We start from the raw sequence: 16,924 nt of genomic DNA on the forward strand, positions 1-16,924 counted from the left end.
CATCACTTCCCTTTCGCCTTGGAAGCCTTGTCCGATATTCGCTTTTTGGAACCTGTATAGTCAAAAGCTCCCCTGGCGTTCGGGTCCTCCTTGGCCTTTTTGCTCTTGTCCTCAGCCTTCTTTTTTTTATCATCTTTTTTCTTATCATTTTTTTTGTCCTTTTTGCCCGTAGTATTAGGGCGGCTTTTGGACGATTTGGTAATAACCGTACCTGGCTTGAGAACCTGCTTAGAGTTGGAGTAAGAGACGATTTTAACAGGCTTATACTCTACAAAAGAGTACGTCACATGTAGATTGGCCTGACCGTCCTTATAAGTCTGGTCCATGCCTTCAAATAGCATCGTTTGGCTAAACAGGTTCTCAAAATTCAAAACCACCGGTTTTCCCTTCCATTGCTCCAGCAGCTTCCACGTCACTTCCGGCGTCTTATAAGTCACTGTTTGCTTGCTATCCGTCTCCCAAATTTCCTCCCAATAGCGCGGTAGAATGGCAGAAAAAGAAACCCGCTTCACTTTTGAGACGGGTTTCCCTGTGCGCTCCTGACCAGTTATGACAGTGAAGGTTTCAACTTCATTGCCACCGGTTATTTGAATCTCTGCCGGGGTGATCGGAAAGGTAAGACGAATCTTTCCTTGCGATAGTGCCAGCATCGCTTATCCTCCGTTCTCCAATACTTTAATCAATTCCTCACCAACCACCTTGCGGATCAGAGCTCGCCCCTGCGGACTACTGAACATTTTCGCAAATTCTACAAAATTGGTTATTCCCTTCGCGAGTTCACCGAAATCAATATTGATATTCTCAATGCTCACTGACTTCGGGGCAGCCGAAGCGGATGGATTAAGCATCTGTGCCATCGGCATCATATTTGACGTACCTATCAGGCTTGGCCGGCCGACTTGTCCTCCGTTGGCATAAGGACGTACACCCATGATTATTCCAGCACGTTCCCACAGCTCGCGGCCACGATCTCGTCGGCTGGCCGATAACGGAATAATCATCTCCGGTCCAGCTTCACCAACTAATCCAACATGCGGACGGGTAATATAACCACCTTGAGCATATGGACGTGGCTTGGGTTTCGGTGTAGTACCGCCTCCGCCAGAGTTACCGTCTTTCGCATCCTTCATTTTCTGTAAGACTACAGCAACGCTACTGACTACAGAGGAAAGTGTCGGGAACTGGCTACGCATCCCGGCAACGAAACGGGAAATAAGATCGCTACCCCAGCTATTGCCTTGGCCCGACACGCTTTTTAGAGAGAGCAGATATTGCTTTGCTTTTTCAGCAGCCGCCTTGGCTGCATTGCCGACCTCTTGATAAGCTTGTTTGCTCTTGGCTGCACCCTTGGCTACTTCATCCGAACTGCTCTTTGTAGCCTTTCCCACATCTTTAATGCTCTTCTGAGCCTTGCTACTGTCTCCCATCTTCCAGACAACGCCCCACGCATTTTTAAGCGCATTAAGGCGTTGCTTAACTTCTGGTTGCTCGGCAACAGTTTTTAGTCCCTCTTTAAGACCTTTATCGACTATGCTTTTGCGCACATCGTCGCCAATCTGTTGAAGACGCTTCTGCTTCTGCTCAGTCAGATTGTTGATCGTAATTTTGGCTTCAGGAGGGGGGCCGGGCTTCTCTTCCTTCTTGCCTGTGAACCAGTCTTTAACACCGCCCCAAGTGTCTTTTACTGAATCAAAGACTCCGACTGCCTTATCTACTACCCAACGAGTAGCGCCACTCTCATCCGCAAATTTCCCAATCTTTTCACCGACGACGTTTCCGATGTATGCACCGGCCATTGTGCCAAGCGGACCAAGAACAGACCCAAAAGCACCGCCAATAGCACCGCCAGCTACACCGCCAACCATAGCACCGCCCTGAGTAGATACAGCCTCGCGCAGGCCCTTTTCCTTAGATGCCTGGTATAGATCGTAAGCACCTGCGGCCACGCTTGCGACTGTCCCAACAATACCGCCAACTTTAGCCGCTTTACCTGCTCCTTTCAGGAAACCTCTCAGACGGCCACCGCCAGAAGGCGGACTCGGTGGTGGCGGTGGATTTGGAGGAACAGGACGACGGACACGATATGGATTATCACGCGATCCCCTGGGGCTTGGGTTCGGGTTAGGTGGATTTGGTGGAGTAGGACGAGGTCCATTAATACGTATGCGACGTCTACCGCCTCCCGCCCCTCTACGCCCTCCACGACGGTTTCGTCTACGGCGGCGATCTCTGTCACGATCACCACTATCGCCACCGCTATCATCTGCCCCGCCGTCTCCACCACCCGACACAGAGCCATTTATATAAACTTTGGTCGCATTAACGGTCATCGAAGCAACAGAGCGTAAACCGCCAATACGATCATCGACAGGGTTACGGTTTCCGCTCAATTGGCGTCTGACACCGCGACCGCCCATTCGCTCCCGTATACGGGCAGCACGTTGGGCTGGCGTTTCTTCGGGTGGTGGAGTTGGAGGTTCGGGAGGTTTCCGTCGAATCCAATTCCAACCGGCTTTGACTCCCCTGCCTGTTGCATTTGCCCCCGCTTTCCCCTTCTCTCCTACCCATTTAGCAGCAGTCGAAAGATCATCGTTGAACTTCTTTACTCCTTGTGCAAAGGACCATAACTTCTTAGCTACCAGTACAGCAGCCAACCCCATTAAGGCAGTATTTATGGCTTTAAAATGATCTTTATAGAAGCTAGTCGCTCCGGTTATGGCACTGGTTATCCCCATGCCGAGCGCCTGAATGTTGTCCTTATTCTGCACCAGTAATGCGTTAAACTCTTTCAAAGCTGGAAGGGCTGCTTGAGCAATATTGGTTCCAATCTCTTGCATTTGCAGGCTCATTTCAGCACGAGTTTGCTTCATTTCCGTCATCGGATCAGCAGCTTGCTGCTTACGAAGCAAATTATCAGTCGTTCCCTTCATGTCTGGAGCCTTTTGAAAAGCCGTGCCAAACGTCTTCAGGATAGAATCAGCATTGTCCTCACCAGCACCGGAACCCAAAGTGACAAGGGATTGTTTTAGCTGGCTCCGCGTTTGACTAGCCAAATCCCCGACCAATGCCGCAATGGCTCCCTGCGCACGCTGTTTATCACCTGAATTGATATCATCCGTAAAGGATGACGCCTGACGTTGGGCCTCATCCTTCCCTGCTCCACGACTGATAAAGTAATTCGCCATATCCCCTGTATTCAGCGCTTTGACGCCAAACGTCTCTTTGAAAAAATCGGCTGGCTTGTCGAAGTCGAAGGCTCCACCCTTCACCGTCTGTGTTAGAAAATTACTCATTTGTTCTGAGTCGGTGCCGCTGCTGGAGAAATACGGGCTGTATTCCCAGAACGTATCGAACAGATCCTGTTGTTTGTCGCCCACTTCCTTATAGGCGTACATCATAGAATCAGCCACTTGGCTGTAGGATTCTTTAAAACTGTTAGACGCTTGAGACAGCGCCCGCTGTACTTCCTCAGCTCCGGCATCCGGGCGAATGTACTGGATTTTAGCAGATGCCCTCACGAAGTCACTCATCTTGGATTTGTCTTGAACTAAAGGAGCTGCATCAGCAAGTTGTCGGGTTCCTTCTATACGATCTGGAATAATGGCCTTTTTAACTAAATCATCTACCGTATTAAGGCTCTGCTGACGAATGTTTTCTGGCATGTAAGCCGCACTTCGCGCCGCCTCACGGCTGTAATCGGACACGCCCCCAAACATAGAGTCACCCACGCCGCTACCAAGCACAATCCCTCCCGCCAACGCTGCCAAAGCTGAAATCTTGTCGGATACCTGGTCAACGACTGGACTTATGGAATCCTCAGCGCGTAATTTCACATTAGCATCACGAATGCTGCGGATATCTGCATCCGCACGATCAGCGGAACGCCGAAGATCATCGGCTCCAGCACGCGCACGACGAAAAATATCATCGAGCTGGATCTGATTCATACGCCGTACTTCGTCGGACGCCCCATTGATCCGTCTACCTAGATCGTCCGCTGATTCCCTCGCCCGGCGGCTACCGGATACAAAATCATCGAACATGCTGCCCGATGCACGACGAAAATTCATCAGGTCGTCATGTGCGCCCTGAAGCATACGCCGCATATTTCGGACTGCACCGGTGATCATATCCCTGGCCTCAAACGGTACCGTAACTGATGTAGTTGCTATTGTTTCCACCCCCTTCCTCTTCTGACGTGACTATTTCCGATTCAAACGCGCCATTTCTTCCTCTGCAATCATGCTGGCAGCGAGGCAAAAATAATACTGGCGCTGTTCGTCTACTTCATACGGCAAGACCTCAGAAGGCAGCTTTTTCTAGTTCACCCAAAAGTGAGCTATCCAGCTTGCTTCTCCGTCTCGCCGGATGAGTTTTTTGCATCATTGAGAAGAGAATCCTGAGTCTCTTTGAAATTTCGGACAGCCTTGCTGAGTGCAGCATAATCATCCGCATCATCCAAAATGCGCGGTGGCAGTTCAAATTTACTCGTTGCACCGTATGCTTTTAACAGGTCTTTGTTATTCCAATCAAATTCGTGTTCAGTAGCTTTGACGATCATCACGTCAACTTCCGTGTAAAAGGGAGATGTTGGTTTTCCGTCTTCGTCGTAAGCAAGTTCATAAACCCGACGAGTTTCCAATGTAGTCAAACGTTTTATAGACCAATCCTCACCATCAGCCGGTACTGAGATAAAGTCGTCTTTACGGTCTTCTTTCGCTTTGGAAAGGTACTTCTGCAATCTATCGTTTTTGTAGTTTTGTTGGTTGCTCATTGTTATTTCCTCCATATTGGTTGTATTTTAAAAAAACAAAAAAGAGAGCGAATAAATCGCCCTCTCACTCCCACATATAATCCGGGAACTTTTCGACAAAATCGAAGTCCGTCGCTGTACCCTCTAAAGTAATATCGATGCCGTTGTTATCATCAATTTTAGCAATCAGGATGTCCATTTCTCCGTGGATGTGGACACCAGTAATCAACACTTTCTCCGTGTTGCCAGTGATCCGGTCTTCAAGACCGCCTGTAATGCGTGCCAAAAACATGGTCCTACCCGCTTTAAAATCCTCCAGCAGTCGGTAACGCAGCCGTGATTCTAATTTGGACATGACGATTTTGACCGGGATTTCATAACCCGTCAATTGCTTTGTTTTAGTCATACGGCGTGCTCTGACAATATCCAATGTCTCCGTGGTGAGCTTTACTTCAACCTCTTTGACAGTATGAATGTCCTCGCCGTTGTCATCTTGGAGCGAGAGATTTCGTCCAATAAGTTCGCGTTCCATCTATTATTCCACCTCCCAGTCAGTATAGAAAATTTCGATAGCATCCAATGGCTTGGCCCCAAGCTTGAAATATGCATAATCATTTTCACTTGTCTTATCTGGATTTTCCGAGAAACTGAATTTGTCTGCAATGGCCTTCTGCTGAGCACGAATTTTGAGATATTCCAACACGGCAGCAATAAACATGCTCCGGCCTTCCTTGTCATTATCAAGCTTGGCCTTCCAGCGCTTACCCGCTTCGTAGATATCGTTCATTACTTGGTCAATTGTGGCCGAAACACGAATTTTACCAAAGTCCTCACGCTCATTTGGTCCGAGCGTGGTCAGTGTGTTGATGGCCTGCTCGATAACGTAGTCGTACCCATCTCGCGTGGCCATCAGCGTACCTTCTGCAAGTCCTTTCAACACTTCGCTATGACTCCAGTCCACTTTTGCCTGCGTCATCGGAACCTTGACACCTGTAAATGACTTATTAGCAGGCGTACCAGCTACCAGCCCAGCCACCCATGCAGCCCATTCGACGGATGTGTAGGTCTTGCCGTTGGTGTGTTCACCAGCCAACGAGCAGTTAATTACATAACGGGCATTCATGGCCCGTGAACGTGCGTTGTGCGCCTCAATGTCGCCGTCCGTAGCTGCCGGGCCAGCGACGACCAACGTCGCCAGCTTATGACCCTTATCGCGACGATCTAGCAGCCATTGTTTGGCGGCAGCTTGTACAGCCGGATCAACAGCGGAGAGGTAAATAGTATCAAACGTCAGACCATAAACCCGATTAAAGACACGATTCCAGTCGGTGGCTGCCAATGTGGCCGTGCCAGTTGTACCGCCATCCAGCTTGGTGTAAGCCGTATCTGTAAGAGCAGTTGCGCCGGTATCTTTAAACCGAACCATAGCGGACTTTTTAAGAGCTTCCACAGCAGCGGCTTTGTCAGCTACAAGATACGTTTCGGTATCATATACGCCCTTGGTGTCGCGTACTGCGATCTCCTTCTTGGTGTCATCGATGAGAGCCGGACGCACCATGTATTCGAAATCATTACCTCGTGTCCCTGGATATCGTGCTTCAACAGTGTAGCTGTCAGCAACAGCGACAGATGCAGCCTTTTCTTCCCCATTTGTAACCCGGTAGCCGATAACAGTCGCCCCGCTTTCGGCAGCAAGCTCCAGTACATCAACAAGCTTGCCGGACTCCTTCAGACGCTCTGAATCATCAGCCATATCAACAGCTTGATTCGGTGCGCCCCATTCGGCCTGATACGGTATTAGTACACGACCAGTTGTGGGAACAACACGAGACCGCGCCTTTACCAACAGCGCAATATAAGCGCTAGATCTAGCCCGCTGAATTGTCATTTACCGTTTCCTCCTTTGCTTTTTTCACTTGTGGCTTAACCGGCACAGCAGCAGCGGGAGTTTCCTTGGTCGGATGCAAATACGCATCCAGTCTCTGCGCCACTTCTGCCCGCGAAAACAAGGCATCAGGAGTGCAATCAAAAAGAGCGCCCGCAATCTCGTAAGGCTCTGCCTTCAAGACCGCTGCGCTCTCTATCCATTCCTGCTTATTCCGTTTGTTTAAATCGTCAGTCATGCATCAAGCTCCTTTCCCTCGTGCTCAATATAAAAATGATTTATCTTCTGAATCGGGCTGCCATCGTCATTGACCAGTGACTTCGGTACACTGAGCAAATACGAGTACCTAAAGGTAACCTCTACTTGATCGGCCTTTTTCCGGGTTCGTGGCGGCTCAATGACCAGCACAACTCCAAAACGTTTGGAAGGTACGTTAAACCGTTGCTGTCGAAGGTAGGTGAAAAACGGGTCAAGGTCAAGCGGTATGGGCTCCCCCTCGTCCTGTTCGTCCGCTCGTTCCTTGTCATAGTGGAATACCAACCCAACGTCCTCTATTATTCGGTCAGCTCGCGGCGTGTGAACCTTGTCCGAAACAAGATCTGTCTCGATAAACACAGCAGGCAGTTTAAAATCACCAGCCAGCCATTTAGACCGATCCCGCAAGATAGAAAGCTCAGGATACACCCGTCGCACGATTTCGGCCCAGGCCCTTAAACCAACATCCATCATCAGCGCAACATCCTTTCCAGCTCAACCTCTAACCGCCGCATGATGAGTTGGTTCATTCCCCCCTCAAGGTGCTCCACAGCAATATCAAAGTAGTGGCGACCTAAGAAGCTGCGCGGCTTTGCCATGAATCCAGTTTTAGCAGACGGATCGTAGACAAATGAGCCGCCACCATTCCAGTAACCCGGCACAAAATGTTTCTTCTCAATGGTGTAACCATCATTGACCAATTGTGCATAAGGCAAGTTGGAACCAAGCTCCAGCGTGATCGCGTTGCGGTCTACATCCCATTCCCATACGTTGTTATCGTCGCCACGGGAAAAGGACTGCCACATGGCCCCGGTGTCGATCAGATCCTGTCGGTCGATTTCATCAATGATCAGGTTGAGCAGCGTTTCCCCGGCTGCCTCTGCGATGTTACGTAAAATGCGTTCCATCCCCTCATCTGCAATGCGCCTAAAACGTCGGGCCAGTCCAACAAAATCATGCACGGTCATTTCCCTTCACCTCACATGTTACAAGCAGTTCACGCCAATAACGGCGCGGAATGGAGTCAATGACCAGGTATCGGCGGCCCAACAGCACCACTTCGTCGCTTAACCGGATATCGGCTTTCTTCGGCACTCCTATCGTCTTTTTGACGATGTACATAACCGGTTTAGCGTCTGCCTTAGCTTCCGTCTGTGTATTGACGACGAAACATTTCAAATCAGCAACCTTACCGGATTTCCGATCATCGAACAGGTCGTCATCATCCCTCTTGCTCTCTGTCCGATACACAGACAGTGGCGTGTGAAAACGATGTTTCATAACAAATATGCCGTGATGTTTCCATCATCCGGTCCCGCCTGTTGCTTTTTCACCCACAGAAACAGGATAGCGTCCACATCGGGATTACCCGTTGTCTTTCCTTCTACAGCCTGCCGGGTGTACGTCCAAGCTCCATCACTCTCGGACGCGTAATTACGCGCCACAGATGCAAGATATTCCTCACTGTCTTGTAGGGCTAGTCCCTCAGCCAACTTGACCCAGGCAAGCATAATCTGCTTGTCTACTGGATTAGGGAAGGGAACGGGCAAGTACAGCTCAATGCGCACTTGTGCGTCGTCAATGTATTGCTGTAGCAGCTCTGCCGATGCCTCTTGGATCGGGGTTACGCGGCTACGCTGTTGGAGTATTGTTGGCGTCAGCATTTTTACCGTCAGCCCCTTCAGGTTTCGCCGGATCACCTGCAGGTGGCGTATTGTCGGTAGGTTTACCTCCACCGCGTAGCGCAGTGATCAGATCCTGTGTATTCATGTTGCTAAATCCCTTAATCCCAGCAGTCTTAGCCTTATCTTTAAGCTGGACAAGCGTCAGGTCTTCCAGCGGAATAACCTTTTCTTCCTTGATATCAAAATCCGAGCGTTCACGAAAGTTTTTAACAACAGATTCACTATCAACCAGCACCGGGACTTTGGCCGGGAAGCGGATGCCGTAAAGCATCAAAGAGGTGTTTTCTCCTCGATATGTGATATAGGCCATTAAAATTCCACCCCTTCGACGTATGCCACCGCTCCTGGCTCTTCGAAGATAGAGTCATAATCCGAATGGATAGCGTAGAAACGCTTGTCTGAATAGATGGCCTCTCTGCCCTCGGTAGTTTTACGAATCTGCATGTCATAGGTGTTAACCAACGCAAAGTTATCGTGATAAGTAAACAACACGGCACCCTCTGGCATATGTGCGACTTCAACCACATCGTAAGCATTGATCTTCTTCACACCGCCAGTAATTTGCAACTGAATAGATGCGCTGGTGTCTTTCTCAGCCAGTGCCTGAATACGCTCACTAAATGTGTTTGGGTGCATGAAATATTTGAACACGCCACCTGTACGCAAGCGAGTAGGGATTGCACGCTCGATCTCGAAGAAGACGCCTTTTTTCTTCACATCAGGAAGCGTAGTCCAGTCAATGAAGTTGCCCTTGGTCTTCGCCAGTTTGAGCCATCCGTCATTGATGCTGAGGAAAGCATAATCAGGGTCCGTATTCGGCGTAGCAGTATCCCCGTTGAACCCGATATCCTGCATGTTTTCACCGTAATTTTTGGTCATGGCAGCCATGATGATTTCCTCGGCATTCTGACCACGTACACGTTCAGTCTGACGGATAAATTCCTCCGTGATTTCAAACGGCAAGACCACAGGAGCTACAGCGTATGGCACTTGAGGAAAAGTAGGTGCAGCCGTATTGGTAGCCTCCTTATTTTCCACTTTACTGCGCAGGTTACGGCCAGTCACACCGATTTTGTCAAGTGTACCTTTAGAACTGATCTTGTTAACCGTTCGAATCCCCTTTAGAAACTCCGTAGATTCATAGGCCATTTCGGTAAACTTGTCCACCTGCTCATAGTTCAGGGCTGTTTGGTCCGACGTAGTCGTGATGGTAGACTTAATAATTTGTCCGTTTGTTCTCATGTTTATCTCCCCTTTCGATTACAGAAGGCCGCCGAAGCTTACGCCGCCAGATTTTTGAATTTCGTCTTCTCCAGAGCCACCTTGAGCGGAACCACCACGGCTGTTCTTTACAACTTGTACATCAGTAGCCAACGCTTGAACTTGCTCGGTCAACGGCGCCAGTGCCTTAGTAATCGCATCAGTCAGCGCGTTTGCTTGAGGTTCAGCAGGTGGTTGTGTTCCCGCTGGCTGTTCAGGCTCTGCCCCTTCTTGTTTCTTCAATTCAGTAACTTGCGTCGACAGGGTTTCTACCTGCTTGGCGATTGGAGCCACGGCAGCCTGTACAGCCTTTGCAATATCTTCAGCGTTCAAATCGTCTTCCTCCTCGGACCCCTCATCTTTTTCAGGGTCGGTTTTTGTTTTTAATTCGGTCAGTGCAGCAATAGCATCATCAATGTGCTTCAGGTTGCCGGCAGAAATCTTTTTCCCTGCTTTAGCAATCTGTTCAGGTGGGCTACCGATTGCCTTTACAATATCCTCTTGAACGAGCACTTCCTGAGCGATGTCCACAAAGTCTTGAAGGGCTTCCCGAATTACTTCAGGGTCGCTCTCCATGCCGCTCTCCCAACTATCCCAACGAAAAAGAACCGCATTCAAGGCATCCTGAGCAGCCCAAAATTCGCGATTCTTACGGTTCTTATTGTATTTGTCAGCGACTGCGCCTTTCTCAATCAATCCCATTGCACCGAGCGCCTTAACGATTTTACTCAAGAGCCCTTTAGATACCTCCCCGTCTTCCTCGATCTCTTCCCGCTTACCGACACCCCACATCGAGAAGCCAGTAATCTCGCCTTTCTGAATATCATCCCAAGTATCGTCATCCGTTACCTTTACCCCGGCCACCCAGGAGCCTTTAATAATAGTTTGTTCACCGATCTCCATGTCACAAGGAGCAATATAGGATTCGACTACATAGCCTTTGTCCGTGTCTAAGTCATGTTGCTTGTCGATGTTGTAAGTATGCTGTTTCTCCATGAAGAGATGGGCGGCCTTCTCAATTTCCTCCGCATCCATCTGATCCCCATGAGCGTCAGCCACGTCCGGCTGGTATACCACGCCGATTACAACCCTTTTGGCATCATCAACCTTCGAAATCTGTACTTGCTTCTGGATGGCATTTTTCCCGGCAGATTTAATGATTGCAAATGGAACACCGTTGGCTCCTTTATCAACCAGCGAAATATGTGTAATCTTTGCATCTTTCAATTTAAAGGTCATATTCTCTTTTCACCTCCCCTCACAATTAATCCAGTACCAACTGCATCGTACAGCGGCAATTTACAATTTCCTTTGCCTCCCCAGACGGATCACCGGGATACATCAGTTTGCTATGACCGACTTTAAAAGGCTCTTCGAGCGAGACCACCTGACCATTGGCCTTGCGATGGCTCTTACGGGTACGTGTACCGCCAGCAGCGCGCCATTTCTTCCCCTTAGCAATTTCGGATTTCTTCCAGCCCTCCAGCTTGCCGCCATTGGCCGCTGCGGTGCTCATGGTACGTGATACCCGCTGCGCACGTTGCATACTAAATGGGCCATCTTCCCCGCTGGCAGCCTGCGCGCTGACTTCCTGTACAAGCAAAGCCCGCTCTGAAGGTGTAGCTCCTTCCTCAATGGCTTTGCCGAAGCTGCGCAGCAACACATCCGTAGAAGCTTTGTTCATGTCGGGAACCAGCTTCTTGAGCTTCTTCGTGAAACGGCCAGCAGCCTTGTTACTGGTGCTCCAGACCTTTTCCTTGTCCAACGCGGACAGCTCTGTTTCTCCGGCCAAATGAAACAGCGGTTCAAATGCTTCCTGAACAGCCTGCTCGAACAGCTCCGCGAATACATCCGTGGTATGCAAGGCAATAAGCACCTTACCCAGCTCCCCGATATCACCCAGGGCATCTTCACTTAGTTTTGATATGGCATCATGAAGGGCTTGACCTTGAAGCTCCAGAATCTCGGTTATGCGATCCTCGCCCTGCTTGTACAGTTCTTCCAGCACCTTACGCTCAACATAGCTCAGCTCAAGGCTATTCAGAAATTCATCGTCGTCAGCTTTGACGATCAGCGCCCAGCAGGACTCACACATGTAAGTCCGCCTCCTTGTCAGCCTGTTTTAACAAGCGTTTAGCAATTGTAGCAACACGCTCTTGCAAATCGTCTGTATCGGTGTCAGGCTCTGACTCAAGCAATGCGGGCTGACTGGCTGCAAGTTGTGCAATCGGTGTGTCCAGATATTCCTCGGTGAACTTGGTTTCGTCGATGGTCGTCCCCAGCACGTCCTCGGCAATCGGAATCAGATCCCGCACCAGCATAATGCCCCGGTCAGCGATAAAGTCCAGCATTGCCTTGCGATCAGCCGGGTCTATAATCTTCGGCCCTCTCAACACGGCACGCACTCGGAAAATGTCCATAGCCGGGAACAGGCGTTTATTGAATACCTCTGCCATGATCCACTTGCGGTAAGGCTCAAAAACTTGTTCTTCTGCAAAGCGTAGAGCTGCATCGGCGGTCGCCCTATTGTAATCCGAGCTTTGACCGACCAAGATTGGAGGCAGTCGGAAGGCGGACAGGATATCAGCTTTCTTTTCCTTTCCATACTCTAGAAAGAGTGCATCTTGTTGCAGCAGGTCATTGAGCTTGTCCAACTTGATTTGCACTTTTTCAACCTTTTCGTCCATCGGGCCGCCTGTCTCTTCCCCTTTGGCTTCAAGATACAAAATCCCGCCTTGAGAATCAGAACCCTTCACCTTTTTAAGTAGCTCCATTGACTGCTTTGTCAGCTTACCGTTGGTAACGGTTAGGAGCATGGACAGCATCCGTCCGTTGCTAAAGTAATTCACATTCAATTCCTCAGCTTCGCGGCTGCCGACCACGCCAGGCGCATTGCCGAACCAACGTGGCTCCCCATAGGGGCCGTCATGACCGATACGAAGCGGGATAATCTGATTTCCTTCCCTACCTTCCTCTGCCTCCGTACCAAATAAGCGAAACCATACGACGGAAGTATTACGTTTCATCGCATATCGCCGGGTGTAAAGCTCCTGTGAAAATTCTTCCACTTGTTTCGTAGAACTGATTCGACGTTTACGCTTGATAGTCGCCTTCGTACTTTCCTTGGTACAACGTACGTACTTGGGATTCATGCGAAAGATAGTCGGGAACTCCGACCCTACAGGCCAAGCTACCTCTACATGAGCCATTCCCGTACTTTCCAAGTCTTCGATCAACTGACTTATAATCTCGTCCGGTGTGTCTTCCAGATTGCAAGTTTCGAGAAACTTCTCCGCCTTGTTCCAATCATCCAGAGCGGTTTTGTCATTTTCACCCGGCAAATACTCCAGGGCAATACCATAACCAGCGATATTGCGTTTGTATGCCTCTATGCATTGCGGTATGATATTTGAGTTTTTGACCAGCAGCTTGCAGGAAGCAGGGTCATTGCCGAGTGCGAAGGGTAACAGACCGTGAAGATCGTACAGATCGTCAAATAAATCCGGCAATTGAGCACTGGACGGTATATGCCGTTCGTCGTCGGCTTTGCTGATCTGAAACCATTGTGCATTCCCTTCACTCATTGTTTAAATCCACCCCACTTCCTCGTTGTAATCATCACGGGACTCTGCCCGCTGCTGTTTCTTCGCGTACCAGTCAAACCATCTACCAGCTACCTGCCGTAGTTGCAATGCGATGGCATAGGCCATTATACAGTCATCGTTACAGCCGCTATCGGCTTCGGCTTTGCCGTTGTTATCGATAAAGGTTAAACACTCCTTATACAGTCGGTGACAGTAAATCGGGTAAAGCTGATCCCGAATGGCTTCTTTAAAATCAGACACCATCACAGGACGAGTTACTTTGTTCGTATTCCAGCCCATGTCGCCCTTTTTGGCAAAGTAAAGCAGTGGATAATGACATGTGTTGAAAAGAGTGTTCAGCACCGATTCACCAGTATTGTTATTCTCTACGCCCAACAAAGCCGTATTGTAATAGCGCCCCAGCGTGTCCAGCTTCTTTCCGTATAAGTCCGTATCCCACTTACCCCAGAGCACAGCACACATTTGTCCAGTACGTTCCTCCAGAACATACGCAGCGTCATAGTCTCCGCCCGCCTTGCCTTTAGCCGTATCCGCCCCAATAACGTAGCGTTTGCCTTCTTCGGGCGCGACAAAAACGCGCAGCTCGCCTGAGTCTGCACGGATCACTTTCCCTTTTACTTGGTCAACCTCATATCGCGTTCCTGGTTTGCCCAAAACTTCAAGCAAACTCTGAATGTACTCGTTGTCGAATATGCCTTCGCCAGACAAAAGGAAAGCTTCCAACGGTTCGGATGGATACTCCTGTCGGAATACACGCGGGTCGCCGTTACAATCGTTTCGGATCGTAAATCGCCGCCACTGAAGCTGTTCGTCGTCCAAATTATACTTGGCTTTTAGCTCCAATTCCTCGGTTGTCAGTACAAAATCAGGAGGTACCCGCTTACGATAGTCTGGCATTTGGAACCAAGCGAAGAACATGGGCGTAAAGTCGTTCTCACCCTCACATGCTGCATCCCACATCTGCTTAAAATCGTCCATGCCGTTGGCGGTAGATTCCACAACGCCCAATGTCCCCGGCTCTTTGGATAAAGCCGCAAAGACGGATAACATATGCTTCTTCTTTTTACTCGCTGGCCAGAAAGCCAACTCCGAAGCATGCAGATAATGAATCGTCTCCGAACGAGCAAGAACCCGGCTCTCTGCTGACTGAACGGTTATCTTGGATTTAAGGCCCGGATTCAGGCGGTGTTCATAGGGTTTCACCGATGGATTTTCAAACGTGAACCTTTTGGTATTGTTCCGTTTACTCATGGGCTTGATAATTTCCGGCACTTTTTCATAGTACAAACGGAACATATCATACAAGTTACCGGATGCGTGCGAGTCCTGAGCGACGATAAAAGCATTCTTAGCCTCTTGCAAAGACGTGAGGTAATAAATAACGGCTTCTGTGACAGTGGAGAATCCCATCTGCCGCGCCTTGAGGATGATGATCCGAACCGCCTTGCCCGCCCTAATCTGCTCGAAAACTTCACGGACAAATTCCCGTTGGGCATCATTGAGCGTGAGCGGCATAATGCGGCCGTCCTTGGTTTTAATTTTGAGCATGCGCCAGCAGAATTGCTCGAAGTCAGCCAGAACCTCTTTCAGTTCAGCCAGCTTTTCAGGGCGCTGCTTTAACCGCCGCTTGGCTCGTTTTCGATGCTCCTTAGCAAGAGTAATTACCATTCGTCGTCATCCCCATCGTCATCATCATCGTTTTCGCCGCCTTCATCGCCTCCTGAACCACCATATCCACGCGTCTTGAATTTCTCCAGTTCCAGCCGTTCACGAGCAATCTCCAGCTTTTCTTCCTCTTGCTGCAAGCTGGAAATAAGGTTAATGACCCGAAGCTTTTTATCACGGGTTTTGACCAGTGCTTCTTCCTGCTTTAAAATCTTATCCAGCTTTGAAGTAGTTACGGTCATAATTTCCGTGACCTTCATTCCTTCAGTTTCAACAGACAGATTAATCTGCTTCCCTGTTTTCGGGCTAGTGTAAGGAACTTTGTCCTTGCGCTGGTGTAGCTCCTGTTTGATCTTCTTTTCCTCGTCGGTCAGGCCAGCTTCAAGCTGCTTGACCCGGCGCATGTGCCGTCGCTCTTGGATAGACAGCATAATAAGCTGTTCGTTGAGCTGTGCCAAAGGAGAAGTATCAATCTGATCAAACAGCTCTTGCTCGTCTTCCTCCAAGGCATCCAGAAAGATAGTTTCATACATTCCCGTCTTGAGAGCCTTTTTATTACGAAAAGGACCGCCCGGTCCACCACTATTCCCTTTAGCGTTTTGATTTCCTGGGGGAGCACCGCCACGATTGCCGACAGCATTTTTGTTCCCTTTGGGCGCTCCTCGTTTGGTAACGTTACTTTTGGATTCATTGGTAACGTTACTATTCAGATCGTCTACCCATTTGTCCTGTGACTTCCATTTCCGGACCTGAGTCTCTCCAACAGAAAGAGCGGCGGCGATGTCTTTTAGCTTCATCGCTCCATCGCTCTCCAGCCACATTTGTTTTGCCTTGTCCCGCTCGGGACTACGTTGTCTAGCCATCTACATTTATCACCACCACCTCAAGCTAATAAAATAAGGGAATATTTCCGATAAATAAATAAAAAAAGGATGATTGATATGGAACAAAAGACATTATTTTTTGTAATTGGACTCGGGATTTTATTTTTTTTGACTCTATTTATAGAAATCAAAAAATACAATAAGTTAAAAAAACAGATTGAATTGCCGTTGCGTAAAGTAATAATTAGTACACAATATCTACTACTCAAAAACGAGACGCTGACATTAAGCAAAGCTTACACTCAGCTTCTTACTGATTCAATTCAGGATTTTAAAACTGTTTACCTAGATTTGAAACTACTGAAAGAAGAGCACCATAGCACTAATAATTTCGATGATCTGTTCAAAATGGTTGCAACACTAATACCCCTTATTACAATTGTGGTAACACTAAGTATCGCTGCGTTTAAAGACCTAAAAATCTTATTGGATTTTTATAGTTCAGCATTAGACTTAGTTATTATGATGTCTATACTAGTTCTGGCTATCGTACTAATCACTCAGATTAGCAACTTCTCGTCAGATAAATTAAAAAAACTTATAAACAAGCATTTAATAATTGCTGAGGAAACATTAAAAGACCATACACAAAAACCATAAAGGTTAGAGAATACTTATAACAACAATAAAAATCAGCAACTTTTCAATCATGGAGAACTAGGCATTAAAAATCATCTTTTTGCAACTTAATATCCAACTCAATCAGACGATCCAAGTCCTGTACCGTCTGCATTTTTATATTCCCAGCCTGCAGGTCTTTGACCCACTGAGCTATGCCAGCCTTAACAATCTTGCGGTACTGCGCCTTGGATTCGAGGATTCCCTCGACGATCTCTATCTCACGCTGTAGTAATGCATCTTGTTGTTCGTTGTCTGTTCCCATTGTCGTATCCCTCGGCTTTCCTATATACTGGAATGCGAGACAGCGGATG

General features: G+C 48.6%; 19 protein-coding genes. 1 reads left to right on the forward strand and 18 read right to left on the reverse strand.

Going from position 1 to position 16,924, the window contains the following annotated elements; translation table 11 throughout:
* Nucleotides 1-2 precede the first annotated feature (2 nt).
* The 17 genes from KAI37_RS13635 to KAI37_RS13715 all read right to left on the reverse strand — a co-directional run bounded on the left by KAI37_RS13635 (nucleotide 3) and on the right by KAI37_RS13715 (nucleotide 15,971).
* Nucleotides 3-650: a hypothetical protein gene (locus tag KAI37_RS13635; protein ID WP_220029618.1), complete on the reverse strand. Its 648-nt coding sequence runs from the start codon at nucleotides 648-650 to the stop codon at nucleotides 3-5.
* 3 nt (nucleotides 651-653) lie between these two features.
* The gene (locus KAI37_RS13640; RefSeq protein ID WP_258382971.1) at nucleotides 654-4,181 is read right to left on the reverse strand and encodes a tail tape measure protein; all 3,528 of its coding nucleotides are present in this window, start codon (nucleotides 4,179-4,181) and stop codon (nucleotides 654-656) included.
* A gap of 158 nt (nucleotides 4,182-4,339) precedes the next feature.
* Nucleotides 4,340-4,774 carry a hypothetical protein gene (locus KAI37_RS13645; protein ID WP_076158934.1) on the reverse strand — a complete coding sequence of 145 codons (435 nt, stop codon included), beginning with the start codon at nucleotides 4,772-4,774 and terminating at the stop codon, nucleotides 4,340-4,342.
* 64 nt (nucleotides 4,775-4,838) lie between these two features.
* Nucleotides 4,839-5,285 carry a phage tail tube protein gene (locus tag KAI37_RS13650; RefSeq protein ID WP_064796729.1) on the reverse strand — a complete coding sequence of 149 codons (447 nt, stop codon included), beginning with the start codon at nucleotides 5,283-5,285 and terminating at the stop codon, nucleotides 4,839-4,841.
* Nucleotides 5,286-5,288: 3 nt separating this feature from the next.
* Complete coding sequence (locus KAI37_RS13655; RefSeq protein ID WP_220029619.1) at nucleotides 5,289-6,641, reverse strand: phage tail sheath subtilisin-like domain-containing protein; 1,353 nt, start codon at nucleotides 6,639-6,641, stop codon at nucleotides 5,289-5,291.
* The gene (locus KAI37_RS13660) at nucleotides 6,622-6,876 is read right to left on the reverse strand and encodes a hypothetical protein (RefSeq protein WP_220029620.1); all 255 of its coding nucleotides are present in this window, start codon (nucleotides 6,874-6,876) and stop codon (nucleotides 6,622-6,624) included. The genes KAI37_RS13655 and KAI37_RS13660 overlap by 20 nt, the downstream gene beginning before the upstream one ends.
* Nucleotides 6,873-7,367: a hypothetical protein gene (locus KAI37_RS13665; RefSeq protein ID WP_220029621.1), complete on the reverse strand. Its 495-nt coding sequence runs from the start codon at nucleotides 7,365-7,367 to the stop codon at nucleotides 6,873-6,875. The genes KAI37_RS13660 and KAI37_RS13665 overlap by 4 nt, the downstream gene beginning before the upstream one ends.
* On the reverse strand, nucleotides 7,367-7,861 hold the full coding sequence (locus KAI37_RS13670) for an HK97 gp10 family phage protein (protein WP_220029622.1): 495 nt from the start codon (nucleotides 7,859-7,861) through the stop codon (nucleotides 7,367-7,369). The genes KAI37_RS13665 and KAI37_RS13670 overlap by 1 nt, the downstream gene beginning before the upstream one ends.
* Entirely contained in the window at nucleotides 7,848-8,174 is a 327-nt protein-coding gene (locus KAI37_RS13675) for a hypothetical protein (protein WP_220029623.1), read from the reverse strand. The genes KAI37_RS13670 and KAI37_RS13675 overlap by 14 nt, the downstream gene beginning before the upstream one ends.
* Nucleotides 8,171-8,557, reverse strand: a complete 387-nt coding sequence (locus KAI37_RS13680) for a DUF3199 family protein (RefSeq protein WP_220029624.1) — start codon at nucleotides 8,555-8,557, stop codon at nucleotides 8,171-8,173. Before KAI37_RS13680 ends, KAI37_RS13675 begins: the two co-directional genes overlap by 4 nt.
* On the reverse strand, nucleotides 8,526-8,849 hold the full coding sequence (locus KAI37_RS13685; protein ID WP_258383091.1) for a Rho termination factor N-terminal domain-containing protein: 324 nt from the start codon (nucleotides 8,847-8,849) through the stop codon (nucleotides 8,526-8,528). The genes KAI37_RS13680 and KAI37_RS13685 overlap by 32 nt, the downstream gene beginning before the upstream one ends.
* A 38-nt stretch (nucleotides 8,850-8,887) precedes the next feature.
* A complete protein-coding gene (locus KAI37_RS13690) occupies nucleotides 8,888-9,820 on the reverse strand; it encodes a phage major capsid protein, P2 family (RefSeq protein WP_220029626.1) in 933 nt (310 codons plus the stop codon).
* A gap of 18 nt (nucleotides 9,821-9,838) precedes the next feature.
* Complete coding sequence (locus KAI37_RS13695) at nucleotides 9,839-11,077, reverse strand: XkdF-like putative serine protease domain-containing protein (RefSeq protein WP_220029627.1); 1,239 nt, start codon at nucleotides 11,075-11,077, stop codon at nucleotides 9,839-9,841.
* 25 nt (nucleotides 11,078-11,102) lie between these two features.
* The gene (locus KAI37_RS13700) at nucleotides 11,103-11,933 is read right to left on the reverse strand and encodes a phage minor head protein (RefSeq protein ID WP_220029628.1); all 831 of its coding nucleotides are present in this window, start codon (nucleotides 11,931-11,933) and stop codon (nucleotides 11,103-11,105) included.
* Nucleotides 11,926-13,422, reverse strand: coding sequence for a phage portal protein (locus KAI37_RS13705; protein ID WP_220029629.1), 1,497 nt, complete (start codon nucleotides 13,420-13,422; stop codon nucleotides 11,926-11,928). The genes KAI37_RS13700 and KAI37_RS13705 overlap by 8 nt, the downstream gene beginning before the upstream one ends.
* Nucleotides 13,423-13,425: 3 nt before the next feature.
* The gene (locus KAI37_RS13710; protein ID WP_220029630.1) at nucleotides 13,426-15,111 is read right to left on the reverse strand and encodes a terminase large subunit; all 1,686 of its coding nucleotides are present in this window, start codon (nucleotides 15,109-15,111) and stop codon (nucleotides 13,426-13,428) included.
* On the reverse strand, nucleotides 15,105-15,971 hold the full coding sequence (locus KAI37_RS13715; RefSeq protein WP_220029631.1) for a phage terminase small subunit-related protein: 867 nt from the start codon (nucleotides 15,969-15,971) through the stop codon (nucleotides 15,105-15,107). Before KAI37_RS13715 ends, KAI37_RS13710 begins: the two co-directional genes overlap by 7 nt.
* Nucleotides 15,972-16,049: 78 nt before the next feature.
* Between KAI37_RS13715 and KAI37_RS13720 the strand changes: the two genes are divergently transcribed.
* Complete coding sequence (locus KAI37_RS13720; RefSeq protein ID WP_220029632.1) at nucleotides 16,050-16,592, forward strand: hypothetical protein; 543 nt, start codon at nucleotides 16,050-16,052, stop codon at nucleotides 16,590-16,592.
* A gap of 64 nt (nucleotides 16,593-16,656) precedes the next feature.
* On the opposite strand, the gene KAI37_RS13725 is transcribed toward KAI37_RS13720, so the two are convergent.
* Nucleotides 16,657-16,875 carry a hypothetical protein gene (locus KAI37_RS13725; protein ID WP_220029633.1) on the reverse strand — a complete coding sequence of 73 codons (219 nt, stop codon included), beginning with the start codon at nucleotides 16,873-16,875 and terminating at the stop codon, nucleotides 16,657-16,659.
* Between the last annotated feature and the right edge of the window lie 49 nt (nucleotides 16,876-16,924).

This window comes from Paenibacillus sp. S25 (assembly GCF_019454085.1).
Taxonomy (GTDB): Bacteria; Bacillota; Bacilli; order Paenibacillales; family Paenibacillaceae; genus Paenibacillus; species Paenibacillus polymyxa_B.

What these genes read in the sequence shown, in the direction of transcription:
- KAI37_RS13685 (WP_258383091.1), bottom strand. Translation starts at nt 8,849, where the DNA reads ATGCTTTACGGCATCCGCTTCCCGGCCAAAGTCCCGGTGCTGGTTGAT.
- KAI37_RS13720 (WP_220029632.1), top strand. Translation starts at nt 16,050, where the DNA reads ATGGAACAAAAGACATTATTTTTTGTAATTGGACTCGGGATTTTATTT.
- KAI37_RS13695 (WP_220029627.1), bottom strand. Translation starts at nt 11,077, where the DNA reads ATGACCTTTAAATTGAAAGATGCAAAGATTACACATATTTCGCTGGTT.
- KAI37_RS13715 (WP_220029631.1), bottom strand. Translation starts at nt 15,971, where the DNA reads ATGGCTAGACAACGTAGTCCCGAGCGGGACAAGGCAAAACAAATGTGG.
- KAI37_RS13700 (WP_220029628.1), bottom strand. Translation starts at nt 11,933, where the DNA reads ATGTGTGAGTCCTGCTGGGCGCTGATCGTCAAAGCTGACGACGATGAA.
- KAI37_RS13655 (WP_220029619.1), bottom strand. Translation starts at nt 6,641, where the DNA reads ATGACAATTCAGCGGGCTAGATCTAGCGCTTATATTGCGCTGTTGGTA.
- KAI37_RS13690 (WP_220029626.1), bottom strand. Translation starts at nt 9,820, where the DNA reads ATGAGAACAAACGGACAAATTATTAAGTCTACCATCACGACTACGTCG.
- KAI37_RS13645 (WP_076158934.1), bottom strand. Translation starts at nt 4,774, where the DNA reads ATGAGCAACCAACAAAACTACAAAAACGATAGATTGCAGAAGTACCTT.
- KAI37_RS13650 (WP_064796729.1), bottom strand. Translation starts at nt 5,285, where the DNA reads ATGGAACGCGAACTTATTGGACGAAATCTCTCGCTCCAAGATGACAAC.
- KAI37_RS13710 (WP_220029630.1), bottom strand. Translation starts at nt 15,111, where the DNA reads ATGGTAATTACTCTTGCTAAGGAGCATCGAAAACGAGCCAAGCGGCGG.
- KAI37_RS13725 (WP_220029633.1), bottom strand. Translation starts at nt 16,875, where the DNA reads ATGGGAACAGACAACGAACAACAAGATGCATTACTACAGCGTGAGATA.
- KAI37_RS13680 (WP_220029624.1), bottom strand. Translation starts at nt 8,557, where the DNA reads ATGCTGACGCCAACAATACTCCAACAGCGTAGCCGCGTAACCCCGATC.
- KAI37_RS13675 (WP_220029623.1), bottom strand. Translation starts at nt 8,174, where the DNA reads ATGAAACATCGTTTTCACACGCCACTGTCTGTGTATCGGACAGAGAGC.
- KAI37_RS13660 (WP_220029620.1), bottom strand. Translation starts at nt 6,876, where the DNA reads ATGACTGACGATTTAAACAAACGGAATAAGCAGGAATGGATAGAGAGC.
- KAI37_RS13670 (WP_220029622.1), bottom strand. Translation starts at nt 7,861, where the DNA reads ATGACCGTGCATGATTTTGTTGGACTGGCCCGACGTTTTAGGCGCATT.
- KAI37_RS13665 (WP_220029621.1), bottom strand. Translation starts at nt 7,367, where the DNA reads ATGATGGATGTTGGTTTAAGGGCCTGGGCCGAAATCGTGCGACGGGTG.
- KAI37_RS13705 (WP_220029629.1), bottom strand. Translation starts at nt 13,422, where the DNA reads ATGAGTGAAGGGAATGCACAATGGTTTCAGATCAGCAAAGCCGACGAC.
- KAI37_RS13635 (WP_220029618.1), bottom strand. Translation starts at nt 650, where the DNA reads ATGCTGGCACTATCGCAAGGAAAGATTCGTCTTACCTTTCCGATCACC.